Source organism: Bradyrhizobium sp. HKCCYLRH2047 (genome assembly GCF_051168175.1).
In the GTDB taxonomy this organism is placed as follows: Bacteria; Pseudomonadota; Alphaproteobacteria; order Rhizobiales; family Xanthobacteraceae; genus Bradyrhizobium.
The window spans coordinates 58,932-73,046 of record NZ_JBNPUM010000019.1 but is presented as its reverse complement, the minus strand read 5'-3'; the positions used below and the strand labels follow the sequence as shown (position 1 = coordinate 73,046).

The following is a 14,115-nucleotide window of genomic DNA, read 5'->3' as shown; positions in this document are numbered from 1 at the left end:
GGGCGAGAGATGTAGGAGCGTGATCCCATGAAGATATCCAGCGTGACGTGTCCTCATTGCCGTGCCGCCTACGAGATCGCGGAATCGACATCCGCGGTCGGCTCGGCCGGCCGGTTCGACTGCGGCGTCTGCGGGACGCCATTGGCGGCGTGGGACGAGCCGAAGCTGCGGGCCTTCCGGCTGGAGGTGCCGCCCGAGCACAAATACCCGCGCGTGCCGGCCCCCGCTCCGCTCGCCTGACTCCCGTTCCGAAATCCGGAACGACCGGCATGGTCGGTCGAGATGACCGCGCATCTGCGCATGGCACCATGGCCGGGCGCAACTTGCCTGGCTTTTTTGACCGGGTCATAGTCGGTGACAGCGCGGTGCTGCCGGCCGGTCTGGCCGCATCACTGCAGCGTCCCATTCCACTTCAGCGAGTCATCCGGTCCTCATGCCCATCCTCAACAGCATTGCCGCTCTCTCCGACGAAATGGCCGCCTGGCGCCACGATTTCCACGAACATCCCGAGCTGTTGTACGAGGTGCATCGCACCGCCGGCATCGTCGCCGACAAACTGCGCGAATTCGGCTGCGACGAGGTCGTGACCGGCATCGGCCGCACCGGCGTGGTCGGCGTGATCCGCGGCCGCAAGTCGGCCTCCGGCAAAACCATCGGCCTGCGCGCCGACATGGACGCGCTGCCGATCGAGGAGACCTCGGGCGTGCCCTACGCCTCGAAGACGCCGGGCCTGATGCATGCCTGCGGCCATGACGGCCACACCGCGATGCTGCTGGGTGCCGCCAAATATCTCGCCGAGACCCGCAATTTCGACGGCACGGCGATCGTCATCTTCCAGCCGGCCGAGGAAGGCGGCGCCGGCGGCAAGGCGATGGTCGACGACGGCCTGATGACGCGCTGGGGCATCCAGGAGGTCTACGGCATGCACAACATGCCGGGCGTCCCCGAAGGCCATTTCGAGATCTCGCCCGGACCGATGCTCGCCTCGGCCGACGCGATCCACATCAAGGTCACCGGCAAGGGTGGCCATGGCGGCGCCGGCCCGCACCGGGCGATCGACAGCATCCTGATCGCCTCGCAGATCGTCAACGCGCTGCAATCGATCGTCGCCCGCAACGTCGACCCATTGAAATCCGCCGTCATCTCGGTCTGCTCGATTCACGGCGGCACCACCTTCAACGTGATCCCCGAGACGGTCGAGATGCTCGGCACCGTGCGCACGCTCGATCCGGAGATCCGCGATCTCGTCGAGAAGCGGATCGTCGAGGTCACCGAAGCCACCGCGCGCGCCTATGGCGGCTCGGCGGAAGCGATCTACGAGCGCAAATATCCGGTGACGATGAACCACCCCGCGCAGGCGGCTTTCGCCGCCGACGTCGCCCGCGAGATCGCTGGCCAGGAGCGCGTCAACGACCGCGCCATTCCGCTGATGGGCGGCGAGGACTTCGCCTTCATGCTGGAGGCCCGCCCCGGTGCGTTCGTGTTCCTCGGGATGGGTCCCGGCAACGAGTGCCATCATCCGGCCTACCGCTTCAACGACAACATCCTCAGCGCCGGTGCGTCGTACTGGGTGAAGCTGGTCGAGAAGAGCATGCCGGCGAACTGATCGGCTGACGAAAACGTAAGGTGGGCAAAGCAGCCGCCGAAGGCGGCAGCGTGCCCACCGTCGCGCGGCATTCTCCGCGGCGAGATGGTGGGCACGGCGCCACCACGATCTCACGCGACGAAACAGCACGGCCGCGCCTTTGCCCACCCTACAGACTGGATTCCTTCGCTCGCAATGACGCCGGTGGTGGGCACCGGAAGCCCTCCAAGCTCCGACATCGCGAGCGCCAGCGAAGCGATCCAGGGGCGCAGTGCGCGAACCAGACTGGCGTGCGCTTCGAACTCCAAGGGAACAGTTCGCTCCCTATCGAAACGTCGCGCGCGGCCAGCGGCTAGGAGAAGGGCTCCCTCTCCGTCCGCGAGGCCCATATGCAGCGCAGCTCCGACCTCCCCCGAGACCTCGCCCTCCTGCTTCTGCTCTCCACCCTGTGGGGCGCCTCCTACACCCTGATCAGGATCGGCGTCGAGACGATCCCGCCACTGACCCTGATCGCCGCGCGCACGCTGATTGCGGGGCTGCTGCTGGCCGCGATCATCCGCAGCCGCGGCCTCGCCTGGCCGCGCGAGCGCAGGATCTGGCAACGCTTTCTGATCCAGGCCGGCCTCAACAGCGTCGTTCCATTCACGCTCATCGCGTGGGCCGAGCGCACGATCGAGGCAGGCCTCGCCACGATCCTGAACGCGACCTCGCCGATCTTCACCTTCCTTCTGACCGCGCTGGTCACGCGCCACGAGCCCGTCACGCTGCGCAAGCTGATCGGCGTCGCGGCCGGCCTCGCCGGCACCAGCCTCATCGTCGGCGTCGAGGCGCTGCACGGGCTTGGCCAGCAATTATGGGCCCAGCTCGCGATCGTCGCCGCCACCATCTGCTATGCCGGCGCTGCGATCCTGGGCAAGAGCTTCAAGGGGCTGGATCCGATGCTGCCGGCCGCGGGATCGCTGCTGTCGGGCGCCGCGGTGCTGATACCAGTCGCGCTCGTCGTCGACCATCCATGGGCGCTGGCACCGTCGCTGCGCTCGGTGCTGGCGCTGACCGCGCTCGCGACCGTCTCGACCGCCGCCGCGATGGTGATCTATTTCCGCCTGGTGCAGACGCTCGGCTCGATCGGCGCGACCGCGCAATCCTATCTGCGGGTGCCGATCGGCGTTGCGATCGCCGTCGCCGGCCTCGGCGAGCACCTCGCGCCGACGGCGTGGATCGGGCTCGGCTGCATCATCATCGGCGTGCTCGCAATGACGATGCCGGTGCGCAAGGCGGTCACGAAAGATCGGGAAGCGTCGTAGCCCGCATGAGCGCAGCGACATGCGGGGACGGTTGCCCGGGGTCGCTTCGCTCGCCCGGGCTACGCGGAGCGAGCAAACCACGCCTCACCCGATCGCGATCGCGACCTTCCCGAGATGCGCGCCGCTCGCCATGTAGTGGAACGCCTCGCGTGCCTCGCTGAACGGAAACACGCGATCGACCACCGGCTTCACCTGATGCAGCGCCAGCGCGTTCGCCAGCGCCTGGAGATCATCGACCGCGCCGACCGTGACGCCCTGCAGCCGCTGCTGCTGCATCACCATCAGCGGCAGCCGCAGCTCCGAGGCCGGGGCGCCGGCAAGCACGCCGATGAAGGCGATGGTGCCGCCGATCCGGGTGGCGCGGATCGATTCGTTCAGCGTGCCGACGCCGCCGACCTCGACCACGAGATCGACGCCCTGCCCGGTGATCTCGCGCGCCTTCTTGCCCCAGTCCGGCACCTGCTTGTAGTTCAGCGTCACGTCGGCGCCGAGCGCCGCCAGCCGCGCGATCTTGGCCTCGCTCGACGACGTCGCGATCACCCGCGCGCCGGCCATCTTCGCGATCTGCAGCGCGAAGATCGAGACGCCGCCGCTGCCTTGCGTCAGCACGGTCTGGCCGGGCCCGATGCCGCCGAGCTTGATCACCGCACTCCAGGCGGTGACGCCGGCGCAGGGCAAGGTCGCAGCCTCGATGTCGGTGAGATGCGCCGGCGTCCGCACCAGCGCCTGCATCGGAAACACCCGATACTGCGTCAACGTGCCGTCGACGGCGCCGCCCAGCGCCGCGCGCATCTTCGCCTCGCTCGGCTCGCCGCCGGTCCAGCTCTCGAAGAAGCTGCCGATGACACGGTCGCCGGCCGCGAACGCCGCGACACCCTCACCGACCGCCTCGGCCACGCCCGCGCCGTCGGACAGCGGCACCAGCGGAAATTTCTGCCGCGAGCCGTAGCCGCCCCTCACCGTGAGCAGGTCGCGATAGTTGATGCTCGCCGCGGTCAGCCGCACCAGCACCTCGCCTCTCCCCGGCTGCGGCACCGGTTTGTCGACCAGCGCCAGCGCATCGATTCCGCCGGGCCCCTGCAGCTCGTAACATTGCATCGGATGTCTCCCGCCCCTGCGGCGCCGCCTTGTTGTTCTGACGGGAATGGTGAAGCGTTTCGTGCCGGCGATCAAGCCGAGTGCGTTCCGCGCGACGGACAAACGACGCGGCCCTCAGTCATCGATCAGCGGGATCACGACATGGTTCAGCACATATTCCGTGCCAACCCAGGTGATGGTGATCGAGAGCAGCAGCAATCCAGCCAGCAGCAGCATGTCGCGTCGTTCCATCGACCACATACGCGGCGGCGCTGCTGCGCGTTTCGCATCGCAGCCATGCCGCACGCCGCGGGACATGCGACACCTGCGAGGAACCGGGCCTTCACATCGCCGCGTCGAACCTGATCCGGCAGACCAGACCTTCGTCGCGATAATCCTGCTCGATGCTGCCGCCGATCGCCGCAAGGCTTGCCCGGATCATGCGCGTGCCGAACCCCTCTTTCCCGGGCGGCTCGATCGGGTGCGGACCGAGTTCGCGCCAGGCCACGGTGCCCCGGCCGCCTTCCTGCGCAATCTGCAGCTCGAGCCGTCCGCCCGGGCCGCGCAGCGCGCCGTATTTGACGGCGTTGGTCGCGAGCTCGTGAAACACCAGCGCGAGGTTGCGCACCGCCTCCGGCCCCAGCGGCATGTCCGGCCCCTCGACCGTCACCGCGCCGGAGGCGCGATACGGCTGCAGCTCGACGTCGAGCAGCATGCGCAAGGTCATCAGGCGGTGATCCGACCAGGCCAGACTGTTGGCGCGCGCGACGGCATCGAGCCGCAGCGCGATCGCTTCTCCCTTGGCGCGATCCTCGCCCGACAGGCTCGATCTGACGATCGCCTGAAACAGCGCGAGCTGATTGTTCACGCGATGCCTCAGCTCGCCGAGCAGCAATTCGCGCGCATGCTCGCTGCGCTTCAGCTCGATCAGCGCGCCGCGACAGAGATGCGCAAGCCAGATGATCAGCGCCGCAGTGCTCAGGAACCCGACGAGGTTGACCGCCTCGGTATGATCAGGACGGTCGGTGAAGCCCACCAGCACCACTGTGGCCGAGAGCCAGGCGGCAAAAATGGCCGCGGGAATGCCGCCGAGCAGCGCGGCGAACACGACCGCGGGATAGAAGGTCGCGTAGGGCAGCGTCGCGCCGGCGAAATCCAACCCGATCCGGCCTGCGGTCGAAATCGCGACAGCAAACGTGGTGAGCAGAAACGTGGTCGCCGACCACTGTCTGCCCCGACCGATCCAATCTGAGAAACGCTGACCCACTCGCACGACTGACCCCGAGCGCAACGTCTATCGCCCGACGCCGCCGGGAACAAGCTGAAGGAACTGCCACTCAGGTGCAAAAATTTTAGGAACTTTTGCAGTGTCGTTGCGTTCAGCCGTCCCTTTTACCATCGCCGGACCGCATCATGCCGCGCCGTGGGAGAAGCCACCATTCAATCGTGACAGACATGCGTCACTGCATAGCGTGAAGCGCGCTGCATCGGGGCTGCTCGAGGGCATCGGTGCTACTCCGCGTCGCGTCCGAGTAGCACGAATGCCGGACGTTGCACGATCAGTTCGTCGCAGGCCGCGCCGACGAACTGATTGGCGATGGTATCGGAGCGCTGCACGTAAGAGAGCTTGTATCCAGCGCCTCTTGTTGCGCTAATCCTAGCGGCTTGCCGCTGAGCGCCGCAGCGTCGATCATGCGACCATGACGACGAAATCGCGCGAGAGACTCTACGGGGCCGGCATCCGCATCGCGCAGGAGCAGGCCGCGCGCGCACGCAAGGAAGCGGATCGTCTGGCCTGCGACGCCTGGAACAAGCGCATGCTCGGCTACAAGGGACCGGCGCAGCCGTCGCCGCTGCTCGGCGATGCGCTGAACGCGGGCTACTACTATCTCGAAGTGCGCTGCCTCGGCTGCGACACCAATCAGACGGTCGCGCTCGACGTCATCAGGCGCGCCAAGACGACGCCGATCCATGAGCTCGAGCGCTACATGCGCTGCCAGGACTGTTCGCGGCTTCGCGGTCATCCCTACAAGCGCAGCGCGCTGGTGGCATTGCGCGAGACCAAGATCTCGGCCGCACATCCGGCCTCGACATGGTGGCCCGGTGAACGATAGACAGTCGAACCGCGCGCGTCGTGTGTCGCCTCTGATCCGCGGAGGTACTCCGATCAGGACCGAGCGCTGCACTCGCAAAAATACATCGACACCCGGAACAAACATGAAGATCCACCGTTCTGAACTGTTGCCGGCGCGGCAGGGAAGCGGAACATGTCAGAGTTTATGACCCAGCCGGACAAGCTGCGGGCCGACGCGGCAGAATGCGCCCTCATTCGTGATCTCGCCACCGACCGCGACAAGCGCGAGCTGTTCGCGCGCCTGGCCGAGCATCTGAGCATGCTCGCCGCCGAGGTCGAACGCGCGGCGCGCGCACCCGACAGCCGCGCGGACGCCGGCCTTCGCTGAACCGCTCTCGCGACGACCTGCTCCGATTGCGCTCCGCTGCTGTCGCGGTGCTCGCCACACAATCGCGCAACTCCACTTCGCTATAGATCGGGATGATCCGCGATCGATTCGCGCAGCGAGCGATCACGCCCCTCTCAGCGCCACAGGTGCCGATCTTGCGACGTCTCCTCCCCCGCCTCGCCTGCCTCGTTCTGCCGCTTCTCCTCAGCTTCCCCGCCGCAGCCGCCGAGCTCGTCGGCCGCGTCAGCATCGTCGATGGCGACACGCTGGACATTCATGGCGAGCGCATTCGCCTGTGGGGCATCGACGCGCCCGAAAGCGCGCAGCTCTGCCGCGGCCGCGACCGCAAGCCATATCGTTGCGGCGCGCTGGCCGCCAACACGCTGGACGCGTTCACGCGCGGCAAGGTTCTGCGCTGCCTGCCGGTTGATGGCGATCGCTACGGCCGCATCGTCGCGCGCTGCGCAGCCGGCGCGACGGATCTCGGCCAGTTCATGGTGGCGCGCGGGCTCGCGGTCGAGGAGCCGCAATATTCGCGCGGCGTTTACACCGCCGATCAGCGCGCCGCCCGCCGCGCCGGCCGCGGCATCTGGTCGGGCCGCTTCACTGAGCCGCCGCTCTATCGCAGCTGCATGCATTCAGGTGGAACGACGGCGGTGTGCTCGGACGGCGGGATCGGCTGGCGTTGAGTGGCGCCGCCTTGTCCACCGGCACAACAGCTCAATTGCCACGCCTCGGCGTCTCGCTGTACGGTCGCGCACCGCAAGGACCAGGGCTGGACGAGGACGATGACAGAGACAAAGACGCGCGTGGCGATCCTGTTCGGTGGGCGCTCGGCGGAGCACGACGTCTCGCGCGCCTCGGCGGCCAACATTGTCCGCTCGCTCGATGCCGGCCGCTACGCCGTCACGCTGATCGGCATCACCACCGAGGGACGCTGGGTGCTCGCCGACGCCGCGAATGACGGCACAGGCGCGGCCCTGACAGTGCCCGCGGACGGCCCGCAGATCGTGCTGCTGCCGGCCGGCCGGGGCCGCGCGCTGGTCATCGGCGACGGGCCCCTGCGCGAGCTCGCCTTCGACGTCGTCTTCCCGGTGCTGCACGGTCCGAACGGCGAGGACGGCACCGTGCAGGGCGCGCTGGAGCTCGCCGATGTCGCCTATGTCGGCGGCCGCGTGATGGGATCGGCGGCGGCGATGGACAAGGACGTCGCCAAGCGCCTGCTGCGCGACGCCGGCCTGCCGATCGTGCCGTTCGTCACGATGACCGCCGCATCGGCGGTGAGCTATGAAGCGGCGGTCGCCGCGGTGGGCTCGCCCGAGCTGTTCGTCAAGCCGGCCAATCTCGGCTCCTCCGTCGGCATCTCCAAGGCGCGCAACGAAGCGGAGTTCGACGCTGCCTGCCGCCTCGCGCTGCGCTTCGACGGCAAGATCCTGATCGAGCGCTGCATCAGCCCGGTGCGCGAGATCGAATGCGCCGTGCTCGAGCATCCCGACGGCAAGGTGGCGGCTTCCGAGCTCGGCGAGATCGTGCCCGCCGACAGCCACGGCTTCTATTCCTATGAAGCCAAGTACACCGATGCATCCGGCGCCTCGCTGCACGTCCCGGCGCAGGTCGAACCTGCGCTCGCCGCGCGCATCCGCAAGATGGCCACCGAGGTGTTCGGCGTGCTCTGCTGCGAGAGTCTCGCGCGCGTCGACTTCTTCGTCCGCGGCGAGGAGGTCTATGTCAACGAGGTGAACACCCTGCCGGGCTTCACCAACATCAGCATGTATCCGAAGATGTGGGAGGCCACCGGCCTGCCCCAGCCGGCGCTGATGGATCGTCTGATCGCGCATGCGCTGGCGCGGCATGCGCGGCTGAGAGAATTGGCGTCGCAGCGCTGAGGAACGCTTCTGCGGCGGCCGCAGGTCAGCGTGGCGCCACCTTGACGCCGGCGGCGACCCGGTCGCTGGGATAGATGATCACGACATCGCCGCTGGCGACGCCGTCGGCCACGGCGGCGAACCGGCCCGAGCGCCGGATGAGCCGGACGGTGCGCAGCTCGGCGCGCCCATCCTTCAGCGCAAACACCGACCAGTCGTCACCGCGCTTGAACAGCGCGCCGGTCGGAACGATGGTCGCATCCTCCTGCGTGAAGACGACGATCTGCGCATCGAGCTGATAGGCATCGCCGAGCCGCTGCCATTGCTCGGCCGGCGAGACGATGTCGATCAGCACGTTGACGCGCTGCTCCTCGACGCCGAGCGTGGAGATCTTCGTGAAGGCCGCCGGCTCGACCCGGCGAACCCGGCCCGACAGGCGGCCTGCCCCGCCCCAGCGATCGATCGTGACCTCGGCGCCGGGACGGATCTCGACCGCGTCGGTGCTGAGCACGTCGATGACCACTTCGAGATCACGGGGATCGCCGAGCTCGAGCAGCGCCTCGCCTGGCTGCACCGTCGTTTCGCTTTCCTGGGTCACCTTCAGCACCAGCCCGCCGACCGGTGCGGTCACGTTCCAGCTATCCGCGGGCGCGTCGGTATCCGTGTTGCTCCCGTAGCGCGCCAGCATCGCCCTGAGCTGGCTGAGCTCGTGCTCGGCGGCATGGTCGGCATATTCGGCGGCGCGCAGGTCACGTTCGGCAATCCGCATCGCGAGCTCGGCGCGCTCCCGCGCCTGCGCCGTCGCAGCGCCGCTGGCGGCCAGCGCCATGGTGCGCGCAAGATCAGCGCTCGCCTGCGCGCTCTGCGCCTGCGCCCGCGCCACCACCTCCTTGGCCCGCTCGACATTGGCTTCGGCCGCGCCGAGCTGCTCCTCGACCTCGCGGCGGGACCGCGGATCGAGCAGCGGTGCCGGCGCCGGCGTGATGGTGGCGACGACGTCGTCGGCCTTGACCTGGTCGCCGGCCTTGAAGCGGATGCGCCCGAGACGGCCGGCGAGCGGCGCCGCCACGACGTAGCGCTGGCGCACCCGCGTCTTGCCGTCGTCATCGACGGTGGCAACGAACCGCCCTTTCGTCACCGCGGCCGTCTCCACCGGGACCGGACCCGGCATCACCATCCAGGCGATGATGCCGGCCGCGGCCAGAACGCTCGATACGATGACGACGCGGCGCAAAACGGGGGGCATGCTCATTCCCTGGTCTTGAGGGCCGCGACCAGATCGAGCCGATCCACCCTCCTGCGAACGATGATGGCGCTGATCGCGGCGCTGGCCAAGACCACCGCGGTCGCGATCAGGTAGGTCCGCGGCGCGATCACGCCCGGGATCTGAAAGCTCTCGCTGGAATGCAGCCGCGCGATCAGCCCGATGATGGCGTGCGACAGCACCAGGCCGAGCGGAATCCCGACCGCGATGTCCAGCGCGAACTCGCCGAACAGGATGCCCGCGACCTCGCCGCGGGTGAAGCCCAGCACGCGCAGGCTCGCGAGCTCCCAGGCGCGCTCCTGCAGGCTGATGCGGGCGCTGTTGTAGACCACGCCCACGGTGATGATCGCGGCGAAGCCGGTGAGGATGCCGGCGGTGACGAACACGAGGCCCGCGATCTTCTCGATGAAGGATGCCAGGGTGTAGGCCTTCATCGTCACGGATTCGATTTTCGGCATGCTCTTGAACCTCGCGCCGAGCGCAGCCAGCGCCGCCGGCTCGACATGGAGGCTCGCCGCCGAGATCACCGCGCCTTCGCCGGTGAAGCGGTTGAGCGTGTCGATGTCCATGTAGGACGCCATCCCGATCGCCTCGTCGACGATGGCGCTCACCGGCAGGTCGCGCCGCCGGCGGCGGCCTTCCATCGCCTCCACCGTCACGACCTGCCCCGCGCTCAGCGCCAAGCGCTCGGCGAGGCGCCGGGTCAGGGTGATGCCATCGGGCGCCGCGACGATCGGGCGACGTACGGAATCGTGCGGCCGGCGCAGCTCGTCGGTGGCCGCCAGTCCGATCACCGAGGTGAGGTAGCTCTGATGCCCGGCCCGCAGCCGCACCGGAACGATGCGCTGGCCTTCGATCGCGAGCACGCCGGGCTGGCGCGCCAGGTCACGCAGGATCGCGCGGTCCATCGGATGGATGAACGTGATCGTGGCGTTGCCGCGCTCGACCAGGTTGAACTGCAGCTCGATCATCTCGCCGATGGCGTCGCGCCAGAAGATCCCGAGCACCATCATCGGCACCGCGAAGGCGATGCCGATGATGGTGAACAGCGAACGGAACGGCCGCCCCGCGACGTTGCGCAGCATCATCATCCGCCGCGCGCCGAACGCCGTGCCGGGCACGATGCGCTCGATCCAGGAGCGGCGGAACCCCAGCGGCATCGCGGGCCGCATCGCCTCTGCCGGCGCAAGGCCGACAACCTCCTGAAGCGCCGTGACCACGCCGAGGGCGCCCGCCGCGACGCTGATCGCGACGCCGGCCACCGCCGCCCAGGGCGCCAGCCGGAATGGCAGCTCGGGCAGACGGAAGAATCCCTGATAGCTCGATATCATGGCATGGCCGAAGCCGACGCCGCCGGCGATGCCGAGCGCCGATCCGATCAGCACGATCACCAGCATCAGCTTGAGATAATGGAAGGTGAGCCGCAGCGTCGGAAAGCCGAGCGCCTTCAGCGCCGCGATCTGCTCGCGCTGCGCGGCGACCAGCCGCCCGAGCGCGCCGTTGAGCAGGAATGTGGCGACACCGAAGAAGATGATGGGGATGGTGATCGACATCACCTTCTGCTGGTTCAACTCGTCCTCGAGAAAGCGGTTCGACGGCTGGTCGCGCCGCGCGATCGCGCCGATCGAGCCATAGGGCTCGAGCAGCCGGTCGAGCTCCTCGATCACGGGCTTGGGATCGACGCCCGGGGCGAGCGCGATCACGGCGTCGTTGAACGCCCCTTTCATATCGAAGGCGGCCTCGGCCGCGCTCCGGTCGACCCACAGGATGGCGTAGAGACGATCGTCGGGGATCGGCAATCCCGGCTCCACCGCGTAGACATATTCCGGCGACAAGGCGATGCCGGAGACCCGGAAGCCCTGCACGCGGCCATTGAGCAGCACGCGGATGTCGTCGCCCGGATTGACGCCATTGGCCTCGGCAAACGCCTCATTGACCGCGGCGCTGCGCGCGGTCCCCGGCTCGGGCGCCGTGCCGCGCCGCAGATGCAAACGCGCCAGCGCTTCGTCGCCCGCGCGGCTCAGCGACACCAGGCGCGCCGAGACCGGCTGCGACGCCGCCGGCCAGTCGACGATCACCTCGCGCACGATGCGCGGCTCGACCGCGACCACGCCGGCGATGGAGCTCAGTCGCGGCACCAGCGCCAGCGGCGCCCGCTTCAGCGTGACGAAGATCTGCGGAAACCGGCCATCGGCATAGAACTGCTCGCAGCCGTCGCGCAGGGACAGATAGGTCGAGACCGAGCCTGCGAACACCGCGACGCCGGCCGCCACCAGCAGCGCGATCGTGATCACCTGCCCGCGCATCGCACCGATGTCGCGCCACAGCTTGCGGTCCAGCAGGCTCACCAATGCACCTCCTCGGCCGACAGCCGCCGTGCATTGCGCTCCTCGCCGACGATGCGCCCGCCGCCGAGCCGCAGCACGCGATCGGCCATGCCGGCGATCGCCGCATTGTGCGTGATGATGATCGTGGTCGTCCCGAGCTGCGCGTTGGCACGCGCGATCGCGGCGAGCACCACCTTCCCGGTCTCGTAGTCCAGGGCGCCGGTCGGCTCGTCGCACAACAGCACGTCGGGCGCCTTGACCATGGCGCGGGCCACCGCGACGCGCTGCTGCTCGCCTCCGGAGAGCTGCGAGGGAAAGTGGTCGATCCGCCGCTCGAGCCCGACGAGCTTGAGCACCTCGCGCGGATCGAGCGGCCTGTCGGCAATCTCGGTGACCAGCGCGACGTTCTCGAGCACCGTCAGACTCGGGATCAGGTTGTAGAACTGGAACACGAAGCCGACATGTTCGCGCCGGTAGCGCGTCAGCTCGGCATCGCCGGCGCCGACCAGTTGATGATCGCGCCACTGCGCCTCGCCCGAGGTCGGGCTGTCCAGCCCGCCGAGAATGTTGAGCAAGGTCGACTTGCCGGATCCCGAGGGGCCGAGCAGCACCACGAACTCGCCCTCGTAGATGTCGAGATCGACGTCGCGCAACGCATGCACCTCGACCTCGCCCATGCGGTAGGTCTTGGAGAGCTTGCGGGCGCGAAACACGGGTGCGGCACCCGGATGCTCCGGACGCGCGGCAGCGCTCGCGTCGTTGATCGTGGTCGGACTCATGAGGCCGCAGTTCCTGTCCGGCGAAGGCCTACGCAGAACGCCCGAGACACCTCCATGCCATCGAGGCCGGACGACTTCATAGCCCACAATCGGTCAGCAGCCGTCTTTGCCGGTTGATGCATATCAAGCGACCGACATCATCGGGGCGCGTCACACACATCTGCTCACGTCCATCCCAACGTCGAGACCTCGTAGATCAGCACGGCGGCCCCGAGACAGCGGCGCCAGGGATTGACGCCGCGCACGAGCTCATCGACGGCCCAGACGACGAGACCGGCCTTCACCAGACAATCCAGATTCGCGCCCGTCCGACCCGGCGGGTGCAAGGCCCAGCCCACGAGGCTTCCCACCAGCACGATCCACAGCGCCGGGTTCGGCATCTGGGCGATCGTGATCTCGCCGGTCGCGCGATTGCGGAAGAACCAGTTGAGAAAGCGCGACATCGTGCCGCCAGCCTGCCCGGTCACGCTCCGCGTCCCATCCTGCTTCCCACGCTGCAGGATGCGGCCCAGGCCGCGCGAGATCAATGGCCGCACGGGAAGAAACAGCCTGTAGCCGAACTCCAGGACCGCCAGCGCGCCCGGCATCGAGGCCACACGCGCCGCCCAGCGCCAACGCGGCAGACGGCGCCAGATCTCGACGAACGCCGCAGCGCCCGAGAGCAGGCGCCCGTCACTGGCACGCACATGAAACCGCGCCATCGCCTGTTGCTGGGTCACGCCATCCGGCGTTTCCGCGCCTGGTTCGGAGACGTCGACGAAACACAGCGCACCCGCCTGATCGGTCCGGCCGTAATAGCCGATCTCCGCTCGACACAGCGGACAGGATCCATCGAAGTACACGGTCGACTGCGCACACTCTGGCGCCATGCGGATCTCCTCCAAAACACCCGCTCCAACCTCAGATCCCTGAACGTCCGTGCCGGGGTTTTGGGTCTGTGGCTGGTTGGATTTCGGTCGGAGGATTTCGGTGACGGTCTTGGGCCGTCACCGAAACGACCACGCTCCCAAGTCTCGCATCCCGCGTGGTAAACTCACCGCGGCGGCATCTTCTCGAATTTCGGCAGCGCCGGATCGAGGTGATCCCAGGGATGTCCGGCGGCGGTCCACGACACCAGTTGCGGCCGGTAGCGGCTGGGATCGTCGAGGCTTGCGGGCGTGACGATGAACACATCGGGCATCGCCGGAAACGTCAGGTGCATCGACGAGCCGCAGGTCTGGCAGAACGCCCGCCGCTTCACCGTACCGCCATCGCCGATGGTCTGGAAATGCGACACCTCGCCGTCGACCTTCACCTCCGCCGCGACGAAGGTCAGGTGCGACTGATGGCCGGTGCCGCTGTCGCGCTGGCATTGCCGGCATTGGCAATCCAGCATGACCGCCGGCTCGCCCTTGATCTCGTAACGCACCGCCCCGCAGGCGCAGCCCCCGACATAGGAATTGGTCATGTTGC

14 protein-coding genes and 1 pseudogene are annotated in these 14,115 nt (G+C 68.1%); 7 read left to right on the top strand and 8 right to left on the bottom strand.

Going from position 1 to position 14,115, the window contains the following annotated elements:
- Positions 1-27 precede the first annotated feature (27 nt).
- The 3 genes from ACQR1D_RS30060 (at position 28) to ACQR1D_RS30050 (ending at position 2,889) form a co-directional block, all read left to right on the top strand.
- Positions 28-240: a hypothetical protein gene (locus ACQR1D_RS30060; RefSeq protein ID WP_315801177.1), complete on the top strand. Its 213-nt coding sequence runs from the start codon at positions 28-30 to the stop codon at positions 238-240.
- Positions 241-433: 193 nt separating this feature from the next.
- Positions 434-1,606, top strand: coding sequence for a M20 aminoacylase family protein (locus tag ACQR1D_RS30055; protein WP_315801178.1), 1,173 nt, complete (start codon positions 434-436; stop codon positions 1,604-1,606).
- A gap of 368 nt (positions 1,607-1,974) precedes the next feature.
- Positions 1,975-2,889 carry a DMT family transporter gene (locus tag ACQR1D_RS30050; protein ID WP_315801179.1) on the top strand — a complete coding sequence of 305 codons (915 nt, stop codon included), beginning with the start codon at positions 1,975-1,977 and terminating at the stop codon, positions 2,887-2,889.
- An 84-nt stretch (positions 2,890-2,973) separates the two neighbouring features.
- Here ACQR1D_RS30050 and ACQR1D_RS30045 read toward each other — a convergent pair whose 3' ends face one another.
- On the bottom strand, positions 2,974-3,987 hold the full coding sequence (locus tag ACQR1D_RS30045; protein ID WP_434840326.1) for a zinc-dependent alcohol dehydrogenase family protein: 1,014 nt from the start codon (positions 3,985-3,987) through the stop codon (positions 2,974-2,976).
- A gap of 322 nt (positions 3,988-4,309) precedes the next feature.
- Positions 4,310-5,257, bottom strand: a complete 948-nt coding sequence (locus ACQR1D_RS30040; RefSeq protein WP_434840327.1) for a sensor histidine kinase — start codon at positions 5,255-5,257, stop codon at positions 4,310-4,312.
- A gap of 409 nt (positions 5,258-5,666) precedes the next feature.
- Between ACQR1D_RS30040 and ACQR1D_RS30035 the strand changes: the two genes are divergently transcribed.
- From ACQR1D_RS30035 to ACQR1D_RS30020, 4 genes are all read left to right on the top strand, one after another.
- Complete coding sequence (locus tag ACQR1D_RS30035; protein WP_315801182.1) at positions 5,667-6,080, top strand: hypothetical protein; 414 nt, start codon at positions 5,667-5,669, stop codon at positions 6,078-6,080.
- A gap of 153 nt (positions 6,081-6,233) precedes the next feature.
- On the top strand, positions 6,234-6,428 hold the full coding sequence (locus tag ACQR1D_RS30030; protein ID WP_316183092.1) for a hypothetical protein: 195 nt from the start codon (positions 6,234-6,236) through the stop codon (positions 6,426-6,428).
- A 152-nt stretch (positions 6,429-6,580) separates the two neighbouring features.
- Positions 6,581-7,117, top strand: coding sequence for a thermonuclease family protein (locus tag ACQR1D_RS30025; protein WP_315801379.1), 537 nt, complete (start codon positions 6,581-6,583; stop codon positions 7,115-7,117).
- 99 nt (positions 7,118-7,216) lie between these two features.
- Complete coding sequence (locus ACQR1D_RS30020) at positions 7,217-8,314, top strand: D-alanine--D-alanine ligase family protein (RefSeq protein ID WP_434840328.1); 1,098 nt, start codon at positions 7,217-7,219, stop codon at positions 8,312-8,314.
- Positions 8,315-8,339: 25 nt separating this feature from the next.
- Here ACQR1D_RS30020 and ACQR1D_RS30015 read toward each other — a convergent pair whose 3' ends face one another.
- The 6 genes and pseudogenes from ACQR1D_RS30015 to ACQR1D_RS29990 form a co-directional block, all read right to left on the bottom strand.
- Complete coding sequence (locus tag ACQR1D_RS30015; protein WP_316183090.1) at positions 8,340-9,539, bottom strand: efflux RND transporter periplasmic adaptor subunit; 1,200 nt, start codon at positions 9,537-9,539, stop codon at positions 8,340-8,342.
- Between the two features lie 2 nt (positions 9,540-9,541).
- Positions 9,542-11,908, bottom strand: a complete 2,367-nt coding sequence (locus ACQR1D_RS30010) for an ABC transporter permease (RefSeq protein WP_434894240.1) — start codon at positions 11,906-11,908, stop codon at positions 9,542-9,544.
- Positions 11,902-12,663, bottom strand: coding sequence for an ABC transporter ATP-binding protein (locus ACQR1D_RS30005; RefSeq protein WP_315801187.1), 762 nt, complete (start codon positions 12,661-12,663; stop codon positions 11,902-11,904). The genes ACQR1D_RS30010 and ACQR1D_RS30005 overlap by 7 nt, the downstream gene beginning before the upstream one ends.
- A gap of 164 nt (positions 12,664-12,827) precedes the next feature.
- Positions 12,828-13,106, bottom strand: a complete 279-nt coding sequence (locus tag ACQR1D_RS30000; protein WP_315801380.1) for a hypothetical protein — start codon at positions 13,104-13,106, stop codon at positions 12,828-12,830.
- An 87-nt stretch (positions 13,107-13,193) separates the two neighbouring features.
- Positions 13,194-13,532, bottom strand: a pseudogene (locus ACQR1D_RS29995) (thiol-disulfide oxidoreductase DCC family protein); the annotation flags it as partial.
- 164 nt (positions 13,533-13,696) lie between these two features.
- Complete coding sequence (locus tag ACQR1D_RS29990) at positions 13,697-14,110, bottom strand: GFA family protein (protein ID WP_315801189.1); 414 nt, start codon at positions 14,108-14,110, stop codon at positions 13,697-13,699.
- Between the last annotated feature and the right edge of the window lie 5 nt (positions 14,111-14,115).